General features: G+C 40.4%; 16 protein-coding genes. 8 read left to right on the top strand and 8 right to left on the bottom strand.

The window, feature by feature from the left end; genetic code table 11:
* Positions 1 to 48: 48 nt before the first annotated feature.
* Both glyA and ACMUMK_RS06140 read right to left on the bottom strand, forming a co-directional pair.
* Positions 49 to 1,305: a serine hydroxymethyltransferase gene (gene glyA, locus ACMUMK_RS06145; RefSeq protein ID WP_414700233.1), complete on the bottom strand. Its 1,257-nt coding sequence runs from the start codon at positions 1,303 to 1,305 to the stop codon at positions 49 to 51.
* Between the two features lie 137 nt (positions 1,306 to 1,442).
* Entirely contained in the window at positions 1,443 to 2,447 is a 1,005-nt protein-coding gene (locus ACMUMK_RS06140; RefSeq protein ID WP_414700232.1) for a Gfo/Idh/MocA family protein, read from the bottom strand.
* Between the two features lie 144 nt (positions 2,448 to 2,591).
* Here ACMUMK_RS06140 and ettA point away from each other — a divergent pair, with 144 nt between their 5' ends.
* From ettA to rimO, 6 genes are all read left to right on the top strand, one after another.
* On the top strand, positions 2,592 to 4,259 hold the full coding sequence (ettA, locus tag ACMUMK_RS06135) for an energy-dependent translational throttle protein EttA (RefSeq protein WP_414700231.1): 1,668 nt from the start codon (positions 2,592 to 2,594) through the stop codon (positions 4,257 to 4,259).
* 153 nt (positions 4,260 to 4,412) lie between these two features.
* Entirely contained in the window at positions 4,413 to 5,741 is a 1,329-nt protein-coding gene (locus tag ACMUMK_RS06130; RefSeq protein WP_414700230.1) for a Na+/H+ antiporter NhaC family protein, read from the top strand.
* A gap of 376 nt (positions 5,742 to 6,117) precedes the next feature.
* Positions 6,118 to 8,643 carry a TonB-dependent siderophore receptor gene (locus ACMUMK_RS06125; protein WP_414700229.1) on the top strand — a complete coding sequence of 842 codons (2,526 nt, stop codon included), beginning with the start codon at positions 6,118 to 6,120 and terminating at the stop codon, positions 8,641 to 8,643.
* Between the two features lie 209 nt (positions 8,644 to 8,852).
* Complete coding sequence (locus ACMUMK_RS06120) at positions 8,853 to 10,991, top strand: ATP-binding protein (RefSeq protein WP_414700228.1); 2,139 nt, start codon at positions 8,853 to 8,855, stop codon at positions 10,989 to 10,991.
* A gap of 127 nt (positions 10,992 to 11,118) precedes the next feature.
* Positions 11,119 to 11,487 (top strand): AtzH-like domain-containing protein, encoded by a 369-nt coding sequence (locus ACMUMK_RS06115; protein ID WP_414700227.1) that lies wholly within the window; start codon positions 11,119 to 11,121, stop codon positions 11,485 to 11,487.
* Between the two features lie 257 nt (positions 11,488 to 11,744).
* Positions 11,745 to 13,148 (top strand): 30S ribosomal protein S12 methylthiotransferase RimO, encoded by a 1,404-nt coding sequence (gene rimO, locus ACMUMK_RS06110; RefSeq protein ID WP_414700226.1) that lies wholly within the window; start codon positions 11,745 to 11,747, stop codon positions 13,146 to 13,148.
* Positions 13,149 to 13,224: 76 nt separating this feature from the next.
* Here the strand turns inward: rimO and ACMUMK_RS06105 are convergent, their stop codons facing one another.
* From ACMUMK_RS06105 to ACMUMK_RS06095, 3 genes are all read right to left on the bottom strand, one after another.
* Complete coding sequence (locus ACMUMK_RS06105; RefSeq protein ID WP_414700225.1) at positions 13,225 to 14,793, bottom strand: PepSY-associated TM helix domain-containing protein; 1,569 nt, start codon at positions 14,791 to 14,793, stop codon at positions 13,225 to 13,227.
* Positions 14,790 to 15,089, bottom strand: a complete 300-nt coding sequence (locus tag ACMUMK_RS06100) for a hypothetical protein (protein WP_414700224.1) — start codon at positions 15,087 to 15,089, stop codon at positions 14,790 to 14,792. Before ACMUMK_RS06100 ends, ACMUMK_RS06105 begins: the two co-directional genes overlap by 4 nt.
* A 391-nt stretch (positions 15,090 to 15,480) precedes the next feature.
* Positions 15,481 to 17,622 (bottom strand): TonB-dependent siderophore receptor, encoded by a 2,142-nt coding sequence (locus tag ACMUMK_RS06095; protein ID WP_414700223.1) that lies wholly within the window; start codon positions 17,620 to 17,622, stop codon positions 15,481 to 15,483.
* 169 nt (positions 17,623 to 17,791) lie between these two features.
* Between ACMUMK_RS06095 and ACMUMK_RS06090 the strand changes: the two genes are divergently transcribed.
* Together ACMUMK_RS06090 and ACMUMK_RS06085 are read left to right on the top strand one after the other, a co-directional pair.
* Positions 17,792 to 19,405: an alpha/beta hydrolase gene (locus tag ACMUMK_RS06090; RefSeq protein ID WP_414700222.1), complete on the top strand. Its 1,614-nt coding sequence runs from the start codon at positions 17,792 to 17,794 to the stop codon at positions 19,403 to 19,405.
* An 84-nt stretch (positions 19,406 to 19,489) separates the two neighbouring features.
* Positions 19,490 to 19,939, top strand: coding sequence for a DUF2721 domain-containing protein (locus tag ACMUMK_RS06085; protein WP_414700221.1), 450 nt, complete (start codon positions 19,490 to 19,492; stop codon positions 19,937 to 19,939).
* 9 nt (positions 19,940 to 19,948) lie between these two features.
* Here ACMUMK_RS06085 and ACMUMK_RS06080 read toward each other — a convergent pair whose 3' ends face one another.
* Genes ACMUMK_RS06080 through ACMUMK_RS06070 form a run of 3 tightly spaced genes read right to left on the bottom strand, consistent with a single transcriptional unit; the run spans position 19,949 to position 26,523 of the window.
* Positions 19,949 to 20,884, bottom strand: coding sequence for an AEC family transporter (locus ACMUMK_RS06080; protein WP_414700220.1), 936 nt, complete (start codon positions 20,882 to 20,884; stop codon positions 19,949 to 19,951).
* A gap of 42 nt (positions 20,885 to 20,926) precedes the next feature.
* On the bottom strand, positions 20,927 to 24,775 hold the full coding sequence (locus ACMUMK_RS06075; RefSeq protein WP_414700219.1) for a translocation/assembly module TamB domain-containing protein: 3,849 nt from the start codon (positions 24,773 to 24,775) through the stop codon (positions 20,927 to 20,929).
* Entirely contained in the window at positions 24,772 to 26,523 is a 1,752-nt protein-coding gene (locus tag ACMUMK_RS06070) for an autotransporter assembly complex protein TamA (protein ID WP_414700218.1), read from the bottom strand. Before ACMUMK_RS06070 ends, ACMUMK_RS06075 begins: the two co-directional genes overlap by 4 nt.
* Positions 26,524 to 26,591 lie beyond the last annotated feature (68 nt).

The following is a 26,591-nucleotide window of genomic DNA, read 5'->3' as shown; positions in this document are numbered from 1 at the left end:
AGCCAACTTTCGTTGGCTTTTTATTGTTAATTGTTTGTTTTTAACCCATTAACCATAAACAGGGAACTGCTCACATAGGGTAACCACTTCACTTTTCACTTTCGCAATTACTGCTTGGTCATCAATGTTGTCTAGTACATCACAGATCCAATTAGCAACTTGCTTAGCTTGCTCTTCTTTAAATCCACGGCGAGTAATTGCTGGTGAACCAATACGTAGACCACTGGTTACAAACGGAGAGCGTGGGTCATTAGGTACTGAGTTTTTATTAACAGTGATGTTAGCGTTACCAAGGGCTGCGTCTGCGTCTTTACCTGTGTATTCTTTACCGATTAGGTCTAATAAGAACAAATGGTTATCAGTACCGCCTGATACAACTTTATGACCACGCTCTTGGATAACCGCAACCATAGCTTTAGCGTTAGCCACTACTTGCTCTTGGTAGGCTTTGAATTCTGGTTGTAATGCTTCTTTAAAAGCAACCGCTTTAGCTGCAATCACGTGGCACAAAGGACCACCTTGACCACCCGGGAAAACCGCACTATTTAGCTTTTTGTAGATAGCTTCGTCACCACAAGAAGATAAAATTAACCCGCCACGAGGGCCTGCTAGTGTTTTGTGAGTTGTTGTTGTTACAACGTGAGCATGAGCCATTGGGCTAGGATATACGCCTGCTGCAACTAAACCTGCAACGTGAGCCATGTCTACTAACAAGTAAGCACCAACTTTATCTGCGATTTCACGGAATTTTTGCCAATCAACAATACCCGAATAAGCAGAGAATCCACCTATGATCATTTTAGGTTTGTGCTCTAGCGCTAATGCTTCAACTTGAGCCATGTCGATTTCACCTGTTTCAGGGTGTAATCCGTATTGAACCGCATTGTATGTTTTACCAGAAAAGCTCACTGACGCACCATGAGTTAAGTGACCGCCGTGTGCCAAACTCATACCTAAAACCGTATCGCCTGCTTCTAGCAAGGCCATAAATACAGCAGAGTTAGCTTGTGAACCAGCATGTGGTTGCACGTTAGCGTAATCACAACCAAATAATTGCTTAGCTCTTTCTATGGCTAAGTCTTCTGCAATATCAACATACTCACAGCCACCGTAGTAACGCTTGTGAGGGTAACCTTCTGCATATTTATTTGTAAGCTGTGATCCCTGTGCTTCTAGTACACGTGGGCTGCAATAGTTTTCAGAAGCGATCAGTTCGATATGATGCTCCTGACGTTGGTTTTCATCTTGAATCGCTTGGTACAATTCTGGGTCGAAATCAGCAATATTCATATCACGTGTTAGCATCACATATCCTCAACATAAACGGGGTTTAATACGGTAAACAATTTTGCGCATAGTTTAGTGATTTTAAACGATTTGTATAGTGGCTTTGTGGCATGAGAAACAACCAAAAGTTGTAACGATTTATGCAGACTTCAATTTCATCTAGCCTGAGTGATAGATTCTGGGTATTGCACACCTAATTGAGCGCGGATTTCATCCATGATTTTGAGCACACCGATACTATCTTGGTGAGACATTAGGTCACTGCACAATTTACCTTGCTCAATACAATCCATCACTTCTGCAATTTCGTATTCAAAGCCATTGGCTGCGTGAGGGATCTCTATAGCTTGTATACATTCATCATGCTTGTAAAAATACGCTGCGTCTGCATCCCAAAAGCAATGAGGCAAAACTAAGTAGCCTTGGCTACCCACTATATGCATGCTATTGCTGGCGTGTGCTGCCATCGAACTTGAAAACTGGGCATAGACTCCTGATGCATAGCTAAGTGTAACCATCTCCTGCTCATCTACCCCTTGCTCTGTTAGCTTGCCGGCACTTTGAATAGTTCTTGGATGCTCACCTAAAAAATACTGACTTAGGCTAATACTGTAAATCCCCAAGTCAAGTAAGGCGCCACCAGCAAGTTCAGGTTTAGCTAAGCGCTCTTTAGGTTGCTCTCTATTTTGAAACGCGAATCCAATATTTGACTGAATATATTGAATATCGCCAATAATACCTTGTTCAATACTTTTTTTAGCTTGGCTTAGCACAGGCATAAACCTGCTCCACACACCTTCTTGCAGTAACACTTTATTTGCTTTGGCCAAATCCACTAAGTACTGCATTTGCGCAGCGGTTACTGTGCATGGTTTCTCTACCAGCACATGCTTGCCAGCCTGAAGACACTGTTTTGCTTGTTCAAAATGAAAACTATGGGGCGTGGCAATGTAAATAACATCAATGCTAGGGTCATTTAAAAGCGCTTCATAATTTGTGTAGATGTTATCAATGTCATATTGTTTGGCAAAAGCCTCGGCTCGCTCTTGGCTGCGACTTGCCACTGCAGTTATTTTCCCCTTAGGAGAGACTTTCATAGCGGTAGCAAATGTGTTGGCTATAGAGCCAGGACCTAATACGCCCCAGTTGATCATTCTCATTTTGAACCTCGTTGTCGGCTTTTAAAGTGAAAATTCTACGCCAGCAATATTTAAAGCGCACGATTTATTCACTATCCCTTTTACCCTAGCCTCTTGGTGAATTAGAATATTGCTCATACATAGCAACAAAAGTAACTTAATATTATGGCGCAGTACGTTTACAGCATGTTGCGGGTTGGAAAAGTCGTTCCTCCTAGCAAACATATTTTAAAAAATATTTCTCTTAGTTTCTTTCCTGGAGCCAAAATTGGCGTGTTAGGTTTGAACGGTTCGGGTAAATCCACCTTATTAAAAATTATGGCTGGTCTTGATAAAGACATTGAGGGAGAAGCTATTCCTCAAGCAGGACTGAAAATTGGGTATTTGCCCCAGGAGCCGCAGCTTGATGAAAGCAAAGATGTTCGTGGTAACATCGAAGAAGCCGTTCAAGATGTAGTGCATGCCTTAAAAAGAATTGAAGAAGTTTACGCTGAGTATGCTGAAGAAGGGGCTGACTTTGATGCCCTTGCTAAAGAACAAGGTGAGCTTGAAGCCATTATTCAATCTAAAGATGGCCACAACTTAGACAACGCTCTGGAAAGAGCCGCCGATGCGCTGCGCCTTCCCCCTTGGGATGCAGACGTAAGTAAGCTATCTGGTGGTGAACGCCGACGTGTCGCCTTATGTAAATTGCTACTCGAAAAACCCGAAATGTTATTACTAGACGAACCCACCAACCACTTAGATGCTGAATCTGTGGCTTGGTTAGAACGTTTCTTACATGACTACGAAGGTACAGTAGTTGCCATTACCCATGATAGATACTTCTTAGACAATGTAGCCGGGTGGATCTTAGAACTAGACCGCGGCCAAGGTATTCCTTGGGAAGGTAACTACTCTTCATGGCTTGAGCAAAAAGATGCTCGCCTAGAACAAGAGGAAAAAGCTGAAAGCGCTAGACAAAAGTCAATTAAAACCGAATTAGAATGGGTACGCTCTAGTGCCAAAGGTCGCCAATCAAAAAGTAAAGCACGTATGGCTCGCTTTGAAGAGCTAAATACCGGTGACTACCAAAAACGTAACGAAACCAGTGAGCTGTTTATTCCACCAGGCGAGCGCTTGGGAGATAAAGTGTTTGAAGTCTCTGGATTACAAAAGTCCTACGGTGACAGATTACTTATCGATGACCTTAATTTCAAAATGCCTAAAGGCGCCATAGTAGGCATCATTGGACCAAACGGTGCCGGTAAATCAACCCTATTTAGAATGTTGACCGGACAAGAAAAACCCGATGCCGGCACTATAGATATCGGCGACACAGTACAGCTAGCCAGTGTTGATCAATTCCGTGATCATATGGATGGCAACAATACTGTTTATAAAGAGATTTCTGATGACTCAGATATTATTCGTATTGGTAATTTTGAGTTAAATAGCCGCGCTTATTGTGGACGTTTTAACTTTAAAGGCTCTGACCAACAGAAGTTCATAAAAGATTTATCAGGTGGTGAGCGTAACCGTGTTCATTTGGCAAAACTATTAAAAGCCGGTGGCAATGTGCTACTTCTGGATGAGCCAACCAATGATCTAGATGTTGAAACTCTACGGGCATTAGAAAATGCCCTGTTGGAGTTCCCTGGTTGTGCCATGGTAATTTCCCATGATAGATGGTTCTTAGACAGAATAGCCACACACATTATGGATTACCGAGACGAAGGTAAAATTAACTTCTTCGATGGTAACTACACAGAATATGCCGCTTGGCTTAAAGCTACCTATGGAGCGGATGTCATCGAACCCCATAGATTAAAATACAAAAAAATTAGTAAATAATTTTTACAACCTAAATAAAAACGCGGGTAAAGCCCGCGTTTTTATTTTCTGAACAATTAGCTTCAACTCAGATTATGAACACTAACCAATTGAGTTAGTTTGTTATAGTATTACAAACTTAAGTTTTCGACTCCTTCAAAAAAGTACCCGTAAATGCAAGCAAAAGCCCCAGAAAATCTTGTTGGATTAACGCCAATTATTCTTTTTATGTCTTTAATTATTGGCAGTGGAATAATTACCCAAGACTTTTCTAGTATGCCTATTTTAGTGGCATTTATGATTTCAGCTGGGTACGCATTATTTTTAAATAACAAAGCAGCGCCGTTATCCTTACCTGAAAAAGTTGATATTTTCTGTCAGGGTGGCGGCGACAAAACTATAATTTTGTTAGCTGTTATTTTCCTGTTAGCCGGAGCATTTTATGCTGTCACTATCGATATCGGGGCCCGTGATGCAACTGTAAATTGGGCGCTTAACTATGTGCCAACCACATACTTATTACCTGGCTTATTTGTGATTTCTTGCTTTGTAGCATTTGCCATGGGCACATCCATGGGAACAATCACAGCAATCACCCCAGTAGGCATTGGCTTTGCAGAAAGTTTAAACCTACCTACAGCTCTGACGGTCAGTATAGTTGTAGGTGGCGCTATGTTTGGTGACAACCTCTCTTTTATTTCAGATACCACAATTGCCGCTACTCGAACTCAAGGCGTGCAACTTAAAGATAAGTTTAAAGCCAACCTAATTATTGTGTTACCTGCTGCCTTGATCACCGCTATATGTTTGCTTTGTGTAGAAATAGACGGTAGCTCGGTAGTCACGACTTCTGACTATGATTTATGGTTAATACTCCCCTACTTACTAATAATAGTGTGCGCTTTACTGGGGATGAATGTACTAAGTGTATTAGGTGTAGGTATTGTTAGTGCCTGTGTTATAGGTATGTCAAAAGGGTTATTTACCTTTTCAACAATGTTTTTAAGCATACAAAAAGGCCTAGAGTGGATGCAAAATATGGCAGTCATTGCCCTATTAATTGGCGGCATAGTCGCCTTAATGAAAGCCTATGGCGGAATTCAGTGGTTAGTTACCAATACCACTAAAAGTATATCCACTAAAAAAGGGGCTGAGTTTGGTGTTGCCACTTTAGTTAGCGCACTAGATATCGCCACTGCCAATAACACCATAGCTATTGTTTCTACGGGCCCAATTGTACAAGATTTAGCCAAACGCTTTTCTTTAGATCCAAGGCGCACTGCTAGCCTACTTGATATTTTTTCATGTGGGTTTCAGGGCTTGATACCCTACGGCGGACAAATATTAGCGGCTGCTAGTCTGGCTGGAATATCACCATTATCCCTCAGCTTTTATGCCTGGTATCCCATGTTGATTATAGTATTTGGCTGCCTTGCTATTATTACAGGCTTACCTAAATTCAAAAACAAAGTTGAAAGTGATTTTTCAGAAAATCATCAATAAAGCAGCAATTTAATTTGAGCTCCCTCAAAACCTTTAATGTTTAGCTTTGCATCACCATGCTCAGCGACAAAAGCAAAACCACCTAGCCCTAAAAGACCTCAGCTAGTCACTTAGGTTTAATGTGTTCATCACTGGTGTTCTTTCACAATAATAATGCATTTTAGCGCCATAAGTGTGCGCTTTTTGAGCACATTCGTAACCAAAACCCCATCAAACCAGTTGGTCAGGTTTTTTTAGGGGCTGGCATAACTATTGCTCTTCTCAAGTAATTGCAGCACAAATCATCGTAAGAATGATAGCAGCAAGACATACACACAATAAAAACTACCCCACCTCAATAGGCGATTGTTGAGTTAAATGGATACGGAGATACACCTTGAGAACGCACAAACTTAGTAAATTATCCTTAGCAATTGGAGCCATTACAGCTGCATCACTGACTCTAGCAATCAACGCACAAGAAATGGAAAAGATATCGGTTGTAGGCGTAAAAGATGAAAATATGATTATGCCTCCTGAGTCTAACAGCGCATATGGCTTTGATATGTCCTTAGTAGAAACACCACGCTCTGTGACAGAAGTCAGTTCAGATCTAATAGAAGCCTACGGACTGCGAAGTGTTGATGACTTAGTAAGAATGACTCCTGGCGCATTCACCAGTTCATTTTTTGGTATACAAGGCGCTATGGATATTCGTGGAGAGTCTGCCGATAACTATTTCAGAGGTTTTCGCAGAATAGCAAACCCTGGCGCTTTCAAAACTAATATCCGCGGTGCTAAGCAGTTAGAAGTCATGCGAGGACCTGTAAGCCCTTTATATGGAACAGGCAGTGTTGGTGGGCAGCTGAATTACTCACCTAAATCAGCAAAATCAGACGCCACTAAATACATAGAAACAGTAACGGGAAAAGTAGACTTAACCCTAGGTACCTATTCACAAAAAATATTAGCTGGTGAAATTGGCACCCCCTTTAAACTGGGTGACAAACAAGGTGGTATTTATGTCTTTGCTGAGGCAGAGAACTCAGGCTCATTTTACAATAATTACGAACCCACCAATGAAATGCTCCAAGTGGCTATCGATTTGGATATAACCGACACCACTACCATGGAATTTGGTTTCCAAGCTCAAACTTCTGATAGTATCCAAGTACCTGGCTGGAACCGCGTTACCCAAGACTTAATAGATAATGGCACTTACATAACAGGTGCAGCTCCAATTAGAAACAGTGACAATCCTATTGGTGCAGACCGTTTGTTACCGCAAGAGTCAGGTTTTATTACCTCTGCTGCTCCTTATTTTATAAACTCATCTTTCTCAAGCGTAGGCTCTTTTTGTAGCCCAGGAGATGCAGAGAACTATAACTTCACCTACAACGAGATGTTCTTATCCTGCCCAGGGGCACCAGGCTTCATTGATGGCTATGCACTAACGGATCCTGGCACCACAAAAATTGATCATAAAACTACATTTATTGATGATATAGACTTTGCTGACTCAACAGCCTTTACCGCATACTTAGACTTTACAACTTACCTTGATGACATGGTTTGGAAAAACCAGTTTTACTATGACTACATGGATCATACTAAGTACCAGAGTTGGGGATTTACAGCTGATTACCCAGGTGCAAAAGCTGCAGAGTTCCGCTCAACTTTAATGTTTGATACCCAAGGAGATGACTTCTTAGTACAACATATTGTTGGAGCTAGCCTAAGAAACGAAGACCTTGATTTAAACCACGCCTTTTTTGATGAAACCTTTGACTTTAGGGATATCTCTGTTGGTCCGACAGCCAATGATAGAATTGACTGGGCGGTAACAGACCCCTATGAAGATGCGACAATTCTATATGATGAAGACGGTAACCCAACCGGGCTAGAAGGCACTGTGCGCCGTAACTATAATGAAGAACAAGTATCAAATGTGACTAATTTAGGTATTTTTTACCTAGCAGATATTAGTTTTGAGAAATTATCTGTACTTGTGGGCGCACGTTATGATTACTATGACGTAGAAGCTGAAGAAGAAGCGGTTTCTTTACTAGGTATCCCATTTGGAGATGGTGTACATAAAGATACTGAATCTGCACTTAGCTATAACCTAAGCCTTTCTTATGCCACTGAATCTGGCTTTATCCCCTATGTGACTTATGCTAAAGCTAACTCTTTAACCACTAACCAACTTGGTGGCATTATTGCTAGCAGTGTAGACAATGGAGAATATCTGGCTGATTCTGAGTTGGTTGAACTTGGATTAAAATACAGTAATGAAGAAGATACTATCTACACAGCATTATCTATCTTCGACCAAGACAAGACAGACCGCATAGGCCAAGCTCAAGCATTAGTAGCGGTATCTAGTACTGGGGTTGAGTTTGAAGCTCGTGCACTGTTGAATGAAAACTTCTCAATAACAGCAACTGCCACTCACATAGAGACAACAGAGGTGAGTGACGGTGCCCTTGCAATCATCAATGGTGCTGACTTTGCTTTACAAAATGGTTTAGAACCATACCAAGTATATGGTGGCCGTATTGGTGGTGACAGATCTACTTTTGTTGGCACAGGTGCAGAGTTAGACCGTGGCGGTTTACCAGACAATACTATGAGTTTTTATCTAAACTACGTACAACCAGCTGGAGATGGAAAAGTCACAGCGAGTACAGGCTTTGGTTGGGCTGATGAGACTTACACTGATGTATTAGAAACCATATTGTTACCTAGCTACATGGTATGGACAGCATCAATGGGTTATGTGACGGATAGTTATGAAGTTTTACTTTCAATCAATAACTTATTTGATGAAGAGTATTATACCTCTGCTGACCTATTTGATTCTGTCGTTGTGAAGCCATCTGAAGGTAGAACAGGCTCAGTTATGTTTAGTTATAAATTCTAAATTTTAAAAAATAAAATTACCGACTAACCTTTATATTAAGGTGTAATAAAAAATGCCTAGCTTAATTAAGCTGGGCATTTTTATATTTACCCTTCGGGGGATTTATTACCCAAACCAAACGAACAGCTTGAATACTCGAAAGTTTATCCTGACCCTATGAATTAAATAAAAATATGCTAAATTAAACCTCAAATAATGACGGTGCAGTAATGATGAAACAAAGTGAAGACAGCCAAACAATCTCTACTCTTCAAGAGTTACATCACATTACCTCTAATAATCACCTCAACTTAGATGAAAAAATTCAAAAATTACTAGAGCTTGGCTGTAAGACTTTTTCTTTACCTATAGCCATAGTGAGTCGAATTGCAGAAGAAAATTACGAAGTTAAATATGCCCACACTCCTAATGGCGAAGTCAAACCAGGTGACACATTTGAATTAGGCATTACTTACTGCGTTCATACTTTAAACAGTGACAAACCTTTAGCTTTTTCACATGTAGGCAACAGTGAAATAAAAACCCACCCATGTTATAGCTCTTTTGCATTAGAGAGTTATATCGGTGCTCCTCTTATAGTTAATGATAAACCATACGGTACTATTAATTTTTCTAGTCCCGATGTCCGAGAACAAGCATTCAGCGCTAGTGATCTAGAACTAATCGTACTTTTTTCCCAATGGGTCGGTTACGAAATTAGCCGAAATATATTTGAAAAACATCTAGCCAGACAGCAAAACATGCTCGAAATGATGAGCGAACAAGCAAACGTAGGGGCTTGGGAGTTGGATGTTGATAGCGGTAACCTTTATTGGTCCGACATGACCAGAAAAATTCATCAAGTAGCAGATGACTTTATACCCACCTTAGAAAACGGTATTTCATTCTACAAAGAAGGTAAACACAGAGACCACATATCAGAAGTCGTGCAAAAAGCAATTGAAACCGGTGAACCTTGGAACGAAGAACTCATAATTGTAACCGCCAAAAATAAAGAAGTGTGGGTAAGGGCCATTGGCTCAGTTGTAATGGAGCAGGGTAAATGTGTTGCTTTGTATGGCTCCTTTCAGGATATAGAAGAGGAAGTCAGTAATCGTAATTCGCTTATAAAAGCCAAAGAAACCGCTGAAGAAGCTGCCCGAGCCAAAAGCCAATTTTTGGCAAATATGAGTCACGAAATACGCACCCCAATGAATGGAATTTTAGGCATGCTTCAGTGGTTAGAAAGAAGTGGCCTTAATAGCCAGCAATTAACCAATGTTAACATCGCCCAATCGAGTGCTGAGTACCTGCTAGTTATCCTTAATGATATTTTAGATTTGTCAAAAATCGATGCTCAAAAACTCAAAATAGAATATGAAACATTTTCTATATCTTCTTTTTTGAATGAATTTGTTGAAATGATGCAACCAGCATTTCATGACAAAAATGTAGATTTAGAACTTATTTCACCTACAAGTACGGACTTTTTGGTATCTGGCGATCCTTTGAGAATTCGCCAAATTTTACATAATTTAGTGGGCAACGCACTCAAGTTTACCAAACAGGGAAAAGTTTCCATCAAATGGCAACTTGACGTAACTGACACAGCGCAAGTATTCCATTGCCAAGTGACAGATACTGGCATCGGCATTACTGAAAAAGCCCAAAAAGATATATTCCACCCCTTCACTCAAGCAGACTCAAGCACCACAAGAAACTATGGCGGAACAGGTCTTGGTTTATCTATTGTTTATAGGTTATGCCAACTGATGGGCGGCGTTATTAATGTTAAAAGTAAAACAGGAATAGGTAGTACGTTTAGCTTTGAAATCCCGTTGGGTATCCCAGAAACTCAAGCCATAGAAGCCATGAAAAGCAAAGCTGTGCCAGAAACTCAAGCCATAGAAGCCATGAAAAGCAAAGCTGTGCCAGAAGCGGATATATCTAAACCTTTAGCAAAGACAATTAAAAAAGCCAGTAAAGTACTAGTTGTTGAAGATAACGAAATTAATCAAGTTGTAGTGATAGAGCTACTAAAACAAATGCAGCTAAAAGCTGTCGCTTGCGGTAACGGACTAGAAGCTATTAGTGCTTTGAGCAACTCCCAATTTGATATTGTTGTGATGGATTGTCAAATGCCCGTCATGGATGGCTTTGAAGCAACACAAAAAATCCGAAGTGGTGAATCAGGAGAAAGCGTAAAAGACATACCTATCATTGCATTAACAGCAAATGCCATGAAAGGGGATAGAGAAAAATGCTTATCTGTGGGTATGACTGACTACGTGAGTAAGCCATTAGATATCGACAAACTCGCCACCACCATACAAAAGTACATCACACCGGCTAACCAAATAACGCCTTAAATTATTTTAAGCAAATACCTTTTTGGCTCAATATTATCGAATACAGTCCAACAAGCCAGCATCATTGAGTAAATAACCCAACTATCATGTATTCAAGTTACACAATGTTAAACAATAGGAATACAAGATGCGCGCACAAGATTTAAATGAAGCAGTAAATACCTACTTTGATGCACTTTACCATTGCGACACTACCCTTTTAGACAAGGTGTTCCACCCAAGTTCAAGCTTGTTTGATGTAGATGAGGGTAAATTGCTGGTTGATCCTATAGCTAACTTTCGGCAAGACGTAGCTACCCGCCCTTCACCTGCCAGTGTTGGCCAAGAAAGAGAACAAGAAATCATCATGATTGATTGGTTATCTAAGGATTGCGCTACGGTAAAAGTGCGGTTGCGGGCCCACTCAAATATATTTGTCGACCATTTGAGTTTTGTAAAAGATGCAGATGGCTGGTGTATTGTATCCAAAGTTTGGCACTTAGAGCGCACAGTCTAAGCTCTAAAGGTAAGTAACAAGATATTTAAAAAGCCTTCACCTTTTAAAATAGCATGTAAAGATGCTGGTTTATGGATGAGATGGAGGCTAGTTAAGCTTCTCAGAAACCCACTACCCCTAGGCATTTTCTACTGTATAATATCCCCTTTCTACGCTGGCTTACTCATAAAATAGTAATATTTTTCAGTTTAGCAGTAACATTTTATTGAATGGCGCTTTTTTTGAACATCAAATCATGAGAAGTAGCAAGGTATACCATGACAGTTGAAACTTTCACCCCAAATAAAACCACTACATTAGAGACGCCAGTAAAAGTCTTAGAAGATAGCCCAACTCAAAAAGCGAACGGAACCAAAATTGGTTTTGTTAGCTTAGGCTGCCCCAAAAACTTAGTAGACTCAGAGCGCATTCTAACCCAATTACGCACTGAAGGTTATGATGTGGTTCCGACCTACAACGACTCTGACTTAGTGATAGTTAATACTTGTGGGTTTATAGACTCTGCGGTTCAAGAGTCTCTAGATACTATAGGTGAGGCACTTAACGAAAATGGTAAGGTGATAGTGACAGGCTGTTTGGGTATCAAAGAAGACGAAATCCGTGAAGTTCACCCTAATGTATTAGCCATTACCGGCCCCCATGCATATGAAGAAGTTGTCAATCAAGTGCATGAGCACCTACCCCAACCAGAACATAATCCGTACTTTAATTTGGTGCCAGATATTGGTGTAAAACTAACGCCACGGCATTATGCCTATTTAAAAATATCTGAAGGGTGTAACCATAGATGCACGTTTTGCATTATTCCTTCAATGCGTGGTGATTTAGTCAGCCGCCCCATTGGCAGTATTTTAGATGAAGCTAAACGCCTCAAAAATGCGGGAGTAAAAGAGTTACTAGTTATCTCGCAAGATACCAGTGCATATGGCGTAGACGTAAAATATAAAACAGATTTTTGGGACGGAATGCCGGTAAAAACTGACATGAAAGCCCTTTGTGAAAAACTTGGTGAAATGGGGATTTGGGTTCGTTTACATTACGTATACCCTTACCCGTCGGTAGATAAAGTCATGCCGTTGATGGCAGAGGGGAAAATACTGCCTTACTTAGATATTCCGTTTCAACATGCAAGTCCACGGGTGCTGAAGCTTATGAAGCGTCCCGCTGCAGCTGAAAAAACCATGGAGCGTATCAAAGCCTGGCGAGAAAAGTGCCCTAACCTAGTAATACGCTCTACCTTTATTGTCGGTTTCCCTGGTGAAACTGAAGAAGACTTCCAAATGCTCTTGGACTTTTTAGATGAAGCACAACTAGACCGTGTAGGATGTTTTAAATACTCTGATGTAGATGGTGCTAAAGCCAATGACTTACCAGATCCGGTGAGCGAAGAAGTTAAGCAAGAGCGCTTTGAACGCTTTATGCAAAAACAAGCGCAAATCAGTACTGCCAAACTAGCAGCAAAAATTGGCCTAGAGTATCAAGTTATCATTGATGAGGTCACCACTGAAGGCGCAGTCGGTAGATGTTATGCCGACGCTCCTGAAATCGACGGTAATGTTCATTTAACCGATGAGTTTGACGTTAAACCTGGTGATATTATCTGGGCACAAATAATCCATAATGATGAGCATGATTTATGGGCTGTTAAGGCTGAGGACTAAAAGACCCAGCTACAGTTTACATACAACCCAGTTAACATCTTAATTCAAAGATGTTAACTGGTTCTTTTATGACTGTTTATATTGCCCAAATACTGTTGCGCTCTCCATTTAGCGCCCGATTTTTAGTTTTCTTTGCTGCAAAATAGAATATTCCTGCAAACACAAACGCCACTACATCAACCATAACACTCCCAAAGTCTCTACTTGCCCATTGATTAAAACTAGCACTCAAGTGACTAGCTACACTGGTAAGAGGTATAAACAAACAAGCAAGGCAGCTAGCGTATTGTATATGGATTGCACTGACTGCGGCCCCCCGTAAAAAGCTATATATAACAGCAGCAAAAAAAACAAAGTAATAGCAGCCAAGATAGCTGTAGTTAATGTCTGCATTAAAAAAGTATAACCATTTACTAGAGAATAAGGTGACAGCAACCGCTAGCATAGAGCCTAAACAGACGCCCACTGTCAGGCTAGCCATAAAGCGATTTGAGAGACTCTGTATTGGCTCTTTCTTTCTGCGTTTTTCAAGCCATATTAAATTGCCGCTATAAAATAGAAACGCGCCTAATAGCCCCATTATAAAATATAACCAACGCCCTATATCGCCGCCAAAGCCACCAAAATGCAGCGAGAAGAAACTGGCTACATAAGACACATAATATTCATCGTCACTCATAGGAATACTGCTATAGGTCACATTGAGGTTATATGGGTGCAAGTAGATAAAATCACCGGTATTGTTACGCATCATTTCATTATTATTTTTAAGCGTAATACCCACCGAAGGCCGAGACGATAGTAAGCCTGAAAAAGCAATAGACTCAAGGTGATAACCATCTACAAGCGAATCTACTTTATCTAGGTAACTAGAGATAGGTGGTAAGTCGTCCATTGTATACTCTACCGCAGGGCTGGCAACTCTCTCAAATGTGGGCTCATCTCCATAAACTAAACTCAAGCCATCGTATAGAACATCATGAAACGCAAAGACGATCACAGTCCAGGCAATAATGAAGTGAAACGGTAAACTAACAACTCCGACTAAATTATGGCTATCTAACCAAAATCTATTGGCCCCTTTATCTTTGCGTAAAGCAAAAAAGCTTTTCGTCAAAGTAGGCAGCAAAAATATAATGCCAGATACCAGCGCCAGAAAATATAAAACCGATGCCACGCCTAACACCACAACTCCTAAGTCTTCGTGGCCTAACTTTCCAGCTATACCTGCGGTTCTATGTAGCAGGTCAATAAGATTGCCTAACTCGTTTGCAGGCTCAGTTTGGGTAACTAAGCTACCATCTTCTGATAATGTGCCATGCACCTTAACATCATCTAATGTTAAACGGCGGCCACCACCTTGTTCAAACCATGTAATGGGTGATAACTGGTCACTAAAGTTTATGGTAAACCCCTGTGATACTTTGTCAGAAGAAGCACTTGCTTTGGCGATTAAATCATCAAGTTTATCAGTGGGAACTTGTGGTAAATGATAGTGAGAAGGCGTGGCCCAATGGGTCAACTCATCTTCAAACATAGTCAAAGAGCCAGCATAAAACCCAATAAATAATACCAAACCAGCCACTATACCTGTCCAAGTATGCAAAGACTGATAGGTGCGCAAAATGTCACTACGTATTTTCATGACAGCCACCTTAAAACTAAGAACACTCCATAAACCGCGATATTGCCTAGGGTTAAATAGAATATGGCTTTGAAACCAGTTTTAAATAAATAACTAAAAGACATGACTAGCATCCACAAGGGAGAAATTATCCACATATTAAATTGATTTTTAGCTACTGCGTCTAAGCCACCAGGCCCAAACCAAGCAAAAATAGCCACCACGCCATAACTCAAGGTTAAACCTAAAATTGCACCAGCAAGGGTTTTCGACCACCAATGGGGTTGTATTTTTTGTTCGGCGGTTAGTCGGGTCATGAGGAACTCCCTTTTCTTGCGTCCCTTGAAAAGCAAAGGCTCAACAAAGGAATACACCCTACTACAGTCAATAACATGAATAGCCAAAAAAAGAATGCCGCAGATACCACATAAGTTTGCAGCCAAAAAAACAAAGCCATTAACCAACAAAAATAGCCAAGGAAACGCCATTTTTTTGATAAACGAAAAGAGATGAGGAGTTGATGCTTATTGGTAAGGTACACCAGCACACTCCCCAAAATGATTAGGCCTAAAGCCAGGGGTTGCCACATTTTGAAATACTCGATATTAAACATAATAAGCGTCGAAATACCCACTCGTTACATTTTGAAATTACTGAGAAAAGCCCGGAAATCACAGAGAATTTACCGGGCTTATTGCTGTATAAAGCTTAAAAGTCTACTTTTACTTTAAGAGCAAGAGTACGTGGCTCACCAATCCTCAAACCACCATAAGAATCTGCAGCCGTCCAATATTCTTTATCAAACAGGTTGTCTATGGAAGCTATGAAGGTAATAGGCACATTATTTACTAACGTGCTGTAACTGCCGCCACCATACACTACAGTATACGCAGGCACGTCCCAGTAGTTGTTTGAATCAAGTGTGGTTTTACCGTGGTATTTAGCACCTAAGTTGAAAGTTAGCCCTTCAACTGACGCCACATTATAATTAGTCTGTAAGGTAAATTGTTGGTTAGGGGTTCCAGCTACATCATTTCCTTGAGTAGTTGAACTTGTTTTATCGTACTCAGTATCTAACAACATTAGATCGCCATATACAGATAGATTATTTGTTACATCCAACGCTCCGCTGAGTTCAAAGCCCTGATAAATAGTTACCCCTTCTTGTACCAAGTAATTATCATCTGTGACTAAAGTTGCCCCACGTTCAATACGAAATAATGCAGATGTGAGTGACCAACCGTCACCAGCAGTTTTCAAGCCTAGCTCATATTGAGAGCTTTCTAACGGTTCTAACAACTCATCTGCATTAGCATAGGCATCGCCTACTGTAGACGTTTGTCCCTCAATAGATTCCACATAACTTCCGTAATAAGTTGTGTTTTTACTAGGTTTAAACATTAATGCAAATGTTGGTGTTATAGCGGTATCGTCGTAATGATCATGAGACGAGAAGTATTCACTTGCGGTATGCTCTATACCATTTGACCGTACCCCCACTAACGCCTGCCACTTGTCATTAAACTCAATAAAGTCACTGATAAATAAAGAGTCTTGGGTATCAGTCCATGCAATTTGGATGTCTTTTTGCAAATCGGCACTATAGGTTGGTAAATCCACAGGATTAAATAAATTGTCTGTGCCATAGCCCCTAGTGACTAGTCGGCCATATTCACCACCATCATTTCGGTAGGTTGTGGCTTTTTGATGAGAAGCGCCTATCACTAAATTATGTGTAATATTACCCGTAGCTACTTCACCAGTAAGCATTCCTTGAACTTGGGAATAACTCACATCAAAATATTGTTCGTAAAGTGCTACATCAAAATCCCCTTCACTATTTAGAAGATAAGTAAGGTTTTTCACCCATCTCGTTTCATTTTTTGAATAATCATATTCAACTCTAGCTTGCCAATTATCATTAATGGTCCAATTTAAACTAGTAATAGCGATTAGGTTTTTGTATTTATCAAAAGTACCATCCACCGCTAAATTAGTTGTGCCACTGACGGTCTCGGGTAATGAGTCTGAGCTGTCTAAAGAATTACCTAGCTGTGTCCACGAGTTTTCAATTAGGCGGTCACTGTAAATTAAATCTACAGTCCAAAATAAAGAGTCAGTTAAGTATGCATCAAAGGCCACTGAAGCGGTTTCACGGTCAATACCTCCATCATCTAAGTAGGTATCACCATTTTCTTTGACTAGGTTAACTCTTACGCCATATGCATCATCATCACCGAAGCGAGTGCTAGCATCAACGTGACCGCTAAATATACTATCACTACGAAAACCCAGATTAGCGCTGACAGAGGTATCTCTGGCTTTTTTAGTTTCGTAGTTCACTATGCCACCGGGTGCTGCCATTCCATACATAAAGCCGGTAGCACCTTTAATTAAGGTCACTTGTTCAAAGGCTTCGTAGGGTAACTCTCCACTAAAACTGTTAATAGACATGCCATTAACCTTAAAGCTTTGTGTGTAGTCCAATGTTAAACCACGAACACGCAGTGTATTACCAAATGCACTATAAGCGCTGCCATCTACCGAAACCGAAGCTTCGCGGCTAAACAGGCTGTCTAAAGTATTTACTTGGCGGATTTCCATATCTTCTAAAGAAATCACATCAACCGAAAAAGGAGTATCTAAAATAGAGCGATTACCTAATGCACCACCATTATTTTCAATACTGAGCTCGTTAATTTTATGCCCTACTACACTGATCACCTCTATGCTTTTCTCAGCATTGTTTTGCTCATCAGCGGCGACAGCAGAAAAACTATTTATCATAAGTGCTGTGCTGCAAGCCACAGCAAGGTGGCTCCTATTAAATTGTAAATCCATACTTTTCATTAAGTGTTCCGTAAAATTGTTGAATGACTATTTGAGGTTGGCTTTTTATGCCAACCCTAATTTCTTAGACTGAGGTGCACCAGATCACGAAGAATATACCACAAATGATAATGATTATTAATAGCATTTATGTTTACATAATGACATATATCAATAAAAGTGTAAGAAAATGAAACTAACAACAATGACGTCAAAACTTATAAATTACTTAGTCATATCTGCCATATGGATATTCGGCATAATGTCATCACCATTGTGGAGTGCTGAATTTTCAGACTTAGACATAGGCGAGGCTTTTAAAGGGAGTCTCAGCCATAATCAACCTGAGCGTGGTTTCAAAGTCGTATGTAATAAAGGAGACTATTTAACCGGATATCTCGATAGTCCCAAATACCCATTAACTCTAGATGTAATTAACTCAGATGGAAAAATAATACGCCGACTAGTCCATAATCAATCAGGCAAGAACTACTTTTATTTGGTGGCTGAAAACTGTTCGAATACTTGGCGGGTATCAGGGTTAGGTAGATATAACCTAAAACTTGAAGCTCAAGTATCTATTGAAGATCAAGCCCCACCTCAAACTGAAAGCCCATTAAGCCCACGAGTAAAAACCTTAGAAAATGCCTTAAAAGTGGGAAGTACAACCGATAGTTTTTGGGCTGATGTGGAAGAGTCTGGTACGCCCTTGATAGAAAAGACACCAGCAGGAATATTAATGACCTTTTTAGCTCGAGGGGATTATAGTAATGTAAAACTACTTGGTGCCCCTTCAAATGATCATGAATCTCTAAAACGACTTGGGCAATCAGATACTTGGTATAAAAGCTTTCATGTACCACAAGATACACATCTATCTTATCAAATAGCTCCGAACGTACCTTACCCTCCATTTTCTGGTTTTGCGAGACGGGTGGCGATTAAAGCGGTGGCACAGCAAGACCCCTACAATCATTTTCCTTGGCCAGCCTCAAGTATCGACAAATACTCAGGGTACTCAACAATTAGCCTTTCCACGAAGACTAAAGAGCCTAAGAACCAGATAACAGAAGTAGCTAAAAAAGGGACCTTATCTAGCTTTTCTTTTACCAGCCCAACCTTAAAAAACACAAGAAATATAACAATTTACACTCCAGCGCTAAAAAACCAAGCGCCTTTATTACTGTATATATTTGATGCCCAAAAATATCTGGAACTGGTTGAGCTTCCTAAAATGTTGGACGAATTAATCGCCAACAAAAACATTCCACCAGTGATAACCGTTTTTATTAGCAATCCAGATGCAGCTTCCCGTGCCAATGAATTACCCGCAAACAACCTATTTGCTGATGCATTGGCAAACGAATTAGTCCCTCAAGTCAATCAAAGGTTAAACATTCCCATTCCCAGTACAAGAGTAATTGTAGCTGGCTCAAGTTATGGAGGGTTAGCAGCAACCAATGCAGCTTTGAGGCACCCTAAAGTATTCGGCAATGTTCTCTCCATGTCCGGATCATTTTGGTGGGCACCCAAAGAAAATCAAATCAATAGCCAACATTATATGGCTAAACAATTTATTACTATGTCTCAGAAGCCCATTCGACTATTTCTAAGTGCTGGCCTATTTGAGACCTCTCGTGGGGTCGGCGATGGTATCTTAGAAACAAACCGTCATTTACGAGACGTTTTGCTAGCAAAGGGATATACCACCTACTATAAGGAATACTCTGCTGGACATGATTATTTTTCTTGGCGAGACATAATTGCTGATGGGTTAATGACTTTGTTTCCCCAAATGGAATAATTAATATGGGTAAAGTTTTAGATGTGCTTTTTATTGTTATAGAATGGTCTTTCTATATAGCACCAACAAGGCAAAACGAAAAGCATGGAAACGAATGTACCTGGTATAGCCGAGATCATACAAATAGTTGTTGCCCCTGTTTTTATGCTTACAGGCATAGCGGGGTTCTTAAACGTTATGTCAGGGCGCTTAGGCCGAATAGTGGATAGAGCTCGCATAATGGAGCGCCGAGTACACACCATAAAAAACCCTGATTACCTTAAGCAGTCAGAAAAAGAACTAAAAAACCTTTGGCGCCGCATTACGCTTATTAACCGCTCTATTGGCTTGTGTACAGCCTCAGCCTTATTTGTATGTACTATGGTGGCGTCATTATTTTTAGGTGGTTTTTTACTGATTGATCTTAGTGAGTTGATTATATCTTTATTTGTTTTAGCACTGCTTTTACTTATTTTTGCACTGCTAATGTTTTTAAAAGAAGTTCAGTTAGCCACACGTACTTTACAAATGGGTAAAGAAAAATTATTTGAATAAATAAAGCAACTATACCCAGTGAAAATGTCGGAGCAAAAACAAGCCTAGGGTTGAGCTCACCAAAGAAAACAAAGTACTACCCGCAATAATTGCAGCAGTTAAATGGTGATCTCCTCCAATACTGCGAACCATAGGATAGGCAGCAGCCGCCGTGGGTGCCGAGGTCATCATATAGAGAATACCCAACTCCATCCCTCGTAGCCCAAACATATAACCTGCTACAGTCGCCACCAAAGGTAAAAATACAATTTTACTGGCGATAGCCCAGTACAATAGCGCAGATGCTCTAAACTCTTGCAGACGAATAGAAGCTCCCACACACAACAAAGCCAAAGGTAAAGTCATACGCGCCAAATACTGGGACGTATCGGTTATTAATTTAGGGATTTCTATAGCCAATAGTGCAACAACTAAAGCTAAGCCAATCGCTATAGCTAATGGGTTAGTCAACACACTTTTAGCCACGGCCTTTAAAGAGGGTGTTTCTGCTTGATGGTAATAAAGTGTCAAAATAGAAAATATATTAAGGGGCACCACTAACATAGCCAAATACATGGACGCCAATGGTAAAGCCGACTCCCCAAAGGCATTTACAGCTAGAGCTAAGCCAATAATCGCCATATTACCGCGACATGAGCCCTGTACAAATGCTCCCCTGGCATGCTTGTTAGTAAGGTAATAACCCATAAAATGAAATACCAAAAAGGTAATGGTCATCACCACCGCCCCAAATACAATGAGTGACGTGGGAAATTCTTGAGACAGATTAATGTTGGCAATATTAACAAACAACAAGCATGGCAAAGTGAGGTTAAAGACTAACTTAGAGCCAGTTTCAACAAATTCATTAGTGATCCAATGGATCCGTTTTAAAACAATCCCTAAAATAATAATCAAGCTTATGGGTAAAGTAACTTCGACAGCAAAACCTAATGATGCAAACATTTATAGTCTTCCTTGTTTTGTTATTGTTTGTAGCATCTAGTTTTATTCCTCACTCTCTTGTTTGTTTTCATTATCACCAAGACTAAATTGATAATAGATATCTAGGGTGCTTTCTAGTCCGCTCACAGCCTCTAAATATAATTTGGGTAGAAGTTCATAACGTATCGCCACCTCAGACTCCGAATCGAACACACCCACGCCATAACGGAGTTGGACTCCAGGGGAAATAGTTCCCGTTAAAGATAACTGGGTTTCATCGCCCTGCCCTGATGTATCCAAGGACACGTCCTCAAACCCTAATTTACTGCCCACCTTGCTGACAAGGTTCTCACTTTGGCCTAAACCCAAAGAAAGTAAAAGATTAGTTAAAATAGTGTCTTGACTATCATCACTTGAATCCCCTAAACCACGGCCAGTTAAGATATAAGACAAACTTTGTTGTTGCTCCATGTCTGGCTCTGAAAAAACAGTGACTGTAGGGCTTTCTACTCCACCTTCAACTCGTAAACCTGCCACCACATCATCTTCGGTTAAATCGGGATCACGTATCGCTTCTACATTTAAGTAGGGCTTATCTAAAGTACTATTAAATAAAATATCCCCTTCACGAATGATAAGGTTTTGCCCATAAGCTTTATATTTTCCGTTTACCAATTGCACTTCACCACTGGCAAGCAAATCTGCTTTTTTATTTCGAATTCGCAATTGCCCCTGCAAATCTGTCGTTAACCCAAAGGCATCAAGCTTTACTTCATTGGCTTTTAGAGGGTCCACTTTAATAAGCAGGTCAATAGACAATTGCTGGGCACTTTGTTGCTGCTTTTGTTCCCGCTCGACTAAGATTACATCGTCAGATAAAGACTCTGCACCTTGTGGTAAGTCCCTAACTTTCACTCTTGCATAAGGTAAGCTTACCTCACCAATAACTGCTACATTATTAGCTGCAAACTCTATATTTATATCCGGGCTAACTTTGGCCTTAACGGTATTTTGATAATCAAACTCTAAAGCATTACCACTGATATTTACATTACCACTAAGTGAAGGAGCCCAAGCAATTTGGCCGTTTAGTTCACCCGCACCTTTTCCTAGTCTATAGCTACCAGTAAAATCAGCGCTATTGCCCTTTAGCATAATGGTTTGTTGAATATCGCTCAGCCAAACGGGTAAAGACTCTCCTTTAAGCTCTCCATTTACAAATGCCAACTCACCAAATAATTGTGGACTAGACAAACTTCCTTGCACTTTTGACTGGCCCTGTATGACACCTTGTAACGCTTCTAATTGAGGCACAAGAGCACGAAACGGCGCTAAATTAAATTCAGAAACCTGTAACTCACCGTTTATAGGCCAATCTGCGATTTGCTGCAAAGAAGCTGGCTGCCCTTTTAGACTGCTACTCAACTTACCAATCTCTTGCCCAATAAAACTAAGGTCGACTTGCATCTCTTCAGCATCAAGACTTGCACTTAAAGACAAGTCTTGAACATTTAACTCAAAATCATTTTGCTCAGTAAACACCCAGTTCGCTGGACTTAGTTGCATGTTAACTTGAGCACTAGGTAAAGACTGGATATTCCAGCTTCCCGATGATGTTAATGCTAAGCGGCTGTTTGTTTGCATCAAAGGTAAACTTGGCGCAAACCTGCGGATTAATGGCAGTAAGTTAAAGTCTTTAATTGCCAGATCCCAATAGGCAGTATTTTGTAAGTATTTTGCCTCTTTTATACACAGCTCACTTTCTAACTGACGCCAACAATGCTGAGAAATTGAATATTCTTGTTTACCCCAATCAGCTTGTATCTCAAAATCGTCAACTAAGCTAAGGTTCACATATGACGAATTAAGCTCTCCACTAAGCCAACGGCCATGCCAGTTATTTTCGTTTAGTTGACCTGTCACCTGAACATCAGCACTTGTGGTTTCACCTGTAGCGGTGATCGCAAGGTTATGACTTAGCGCATTTCCTTTTAAGCTCAACGTAGCCGAGTCTACTTGGTTATTAACCCCTTGGATCCCTGACAGCGTTAACCAGATATCTAGTGGCTTTGTATCATCCCACTTCAGTTGTCCGGCTCCAGTAACATCCTCTACTGAAATATCTGCAAAATTTAGGTCACTGGCTGCTAATTGATAGTGTATTTCTGGTTGATCTATTGAGCCACTTACCCCTCCATCAAGAGTGATTGTACCTTCCGCATTAGGAAGTGAATCTGCCAGCTGTGGAACCTTTAGATTTACCTGAACATCTACAAGTCCCTGATTTTGTTTAAATGAACCTTTTACAAACAACTGATTTTCCGAGTTTTCTACTAGTAAATCTCGAATTTTCAGCTCGCCATTTTCCACAAAAGACAGGCCTCCTGTGACTGCTAAAGGGTAATTTTGCCAGGTTCCATTAATATCTAAGGCATTAACATCAAGCTCCCACGAACCACTACTATTGGTAGCAAAAGTAGGAATACGGCCATTGATATCGGCTTGAATATCAGGCCAAAAAGTTTCAGGCTTTATATTCTGTACTTGGGTAATACCTTGCCATTTAAGGGTATTTGCAAAATCTAAAGTCCCAGTTGTATCTATACTTCCTTCTAGGGTACTAATAAGTAATTTATTTAGGTTAAGTGCTTTTTGAGTAGAGGTTAATTTAGCTAACGCGGTAAGCTTTAGTTGTGCATCTGGAATAGTTTGACCTATCACCTTGGTATGCAGGTTTACCTTTAATGACGCTAGGCTTCCACCTAAGGTCAGTGAGCCGGTTTCTGATACATAACTCATATCATCTAAAGGCCATCCTAAATTGTTCCAATTCAAAGAAGCGTTTAAGGGCAAACCTTGTTTAGACAACTCGGCTGTGGCATCAAAAGATAAGGTTTGCGGTGTTTTTTGATTTGATGCACTGACATCACCTCTAGTTACCCTTAGTTTCGCCACCAGCTTTTCGATGCTTCCTTTTGACTTTAATGCAAAATCCACAGGAGTATTTTCGGGCCAAAAACCTTGGCCATCTAGACTTAAATCATGACTAAGCTTTTCATTTAATTGTAAGTCACCTTGGGCCTGAATATGCCCAAGTTCGTGCTCTATATAGAATGATTTCACTGTAACAAGCTTACTTTTACCTTCAGCTTCTAAGTTGATTTTCTTCAACAAAATGGGAGCCTGTTCGGCAATATTCAGTTGTGTATTTAGCATTTCAAAGTTTTGAATATCGAAATATATAGGCAAGCTTATCGGCATAGACGAAATAGGCTGGTACTGCCAACTAGCCCAATTGAAGTCACTCTTTGGCTCTGGTGTTTGACTAGCATATGTAGTGATTGACAAATCTTGTAACTGCAAGCTTTGTACGTGCAGCTGATTGTAAAATGTCAATTCACCTGTGAGCTGCTGCCAAGATAAGTCTAGGGTATTGTCAACACTCACGGATATTTGGCCAATATCAATATTTTTAACGGATACCGGTATAGGCAAGGTAATGAGTGATGTATTGGACTGTGCAGTGTCTGTGGTCTCTGACTGCGCAATAGTAACTAATACTTTTGAGGTATTAAGTGATTCAACGCACAGCGCTAAATTCCAGATACACTCAAAACTAATAGACACTTTTAAGTCATGGATAGCCGCTTGAGTGGTTTCATCTTGCCAGTTAACTTGTATTAAATGTAACTCAGAGCTAAGGCCACCACTGCCATATTCTAGATGTAACGGCTCTATTAAATTATCAGCTGCATTCACTACTAGCCTTGCACCTAACGGTGTAAAAGCAAAACCACATATCAAAACTAGGGTAATCAAAAGGGCCAAAATAATTCGGTAAAATACCTTTATCATTTTTCGCTTACTAGCCGCGCTACTAACACTTTGAGTATCTTGGGTGGTATTACTCATAAAGACGGCCCCATAGAAAGGTGGAAGTAACGGGTGCTACCAAAGTCGCTCTCTCCTTTGGCCAAGTACAAACGAACTGGACCGATGGGCGAATTCCAGATGGCCCCAACCCCTAGGCCGACAGCATAATCCTTAAAGGGATTGTCGGTGGCATTACCTGCATCGATAAATACAGCGCCACGCCAACTTTGGTATACAGGATAGGAGTATTCAAAACTTGCCACAGCTAAAAACTGTCCACCGGTGAGCTCTTTCTCTCCGTCATCATCCAACTCAAACGGTGACAAAGTATTGTAATCGAAGCCTCTTACACTTTGATCTCCCCCTGTAAAGTAACGCAAACTAGAGGGTACTTGATCAAAGTCATTGGTCACTATGCCACCAACTTCAGCTCGCCATAAAAACCGATGTTGCCCAAAGCTCCTTACCCATTTTGTTTTAGCAGATAATCGTAATAAATTAATATCCGAAAACACTGAATCAGAGGCGACTTCCGCGGTGATGGTTTGTTTATCGCCCCAATCAATATCAAGGCCACCTCGACTACGTAAACGACTAATTGTCATTCCTGGTGTCAAAAGTCGCGTGGTTTGCTCTTCGTCTAAACCTTGGATAAAGGTCTCTTGCTCAAGTCGAATAAATGCTGAGCGCTGCCAATCTGATCCTTCTACTGTCCAATGCCTAGTGGCAGATAGTGACCATTTCTCACTGTCTGTGTCATTATCATCTTCAGCTTGATAGCCCACCTGATAACTCAAATAATTTTGTATAGCATCTTCCAAAGGCACTTTATAATTCAATGACACAGACTGTTCAGGTTCCGAGACGTACACCTGCCCACCTATTGAATGACCACTGTTGTTTACCCAGGGGCGCTGCCATTTTCCAGTAAACCTTGGACCAACGTCAGACGATACTCCAGACCCAACATCAAAATTATCTCTTGGCTTATGGGTTAAAATAACCTCAATAGGAACAGTATAATCCTTTGCGTCTGAGACTATGGGCCTGACGATTGCGTTAGTAAAATACTGGGTTTGATTGACTCTTCTATTCAGTAGACCTAGTTGGCTTGCTTGGTAAAAATCTCCAACTTTAAAAGGCAATAAATCTGTAACCAATTTCTGAGCTCTAAGATCTTTGCCAAATTGTAGCTCTCCAAATTTATACCGCGTCCCTGTATCTATATGCAAAGCAATGTCAGCAACATTTAGAGATTCATATACTTTTATGTCTTTTTGCTTAAATTCAGAATCAAAATAACCACGAGCCAGCATTAAGCTCTGCAGTTGTGCTTTTGTAGACTCATAAAGAGCATGCTCAAGGGCATTACCTGACTTTAACTTTACCGAAGCCTTCCACTGCATAACTTCTTCATCTTCAGCACCCTGCCCCTCAATAATGATCGCGACATCTCTAAGTTTAGTCACCGGACCTAAATCAATGTTAAGAGTCCATGGGCTCTTTGGCGTACTCACAGAAGGAGCTGATATTTGCGTTTTAACATGGTAGTAACCATAAACTTGGGTAGCAATATTCACTTTTTCAATTAATTGCTGTTTATACTGAGAGAACTGATAAACACTTGTAGGAGTATCTAGATATCCAACATGGGCTTGGATATTTTCACTAACAGTAGAATTTTTTACACCTTGGATCTCAACAGCAGCAAGCACATTAAAAGAAACAATAAAACTCAGTAAAATTAAGTGAATAAAGGCAGTGATACGTAGAACTAACAACGGCAAAAACGTCTCGCTTTTCTTATAAAGAATAAAATATGGAAGCTGTTTGCTATTCTACAAGATACCTATAC

This window comes from Paraglaciecola sp. 2405UD69-4, from assembly GCF_047525415.1.
Classification (GTDB): domain Bacteria; phylum Pseudomonadota; class Gammaproteobacteria; order Enterobacterales; family Alteromonadaceae; genus Paraglaciecola.
The sequence above is the reverse complement of the archived record's forward strand: the minus strand, read 5'-3'. Positions and strand labels throughout refer to the sequence as shown.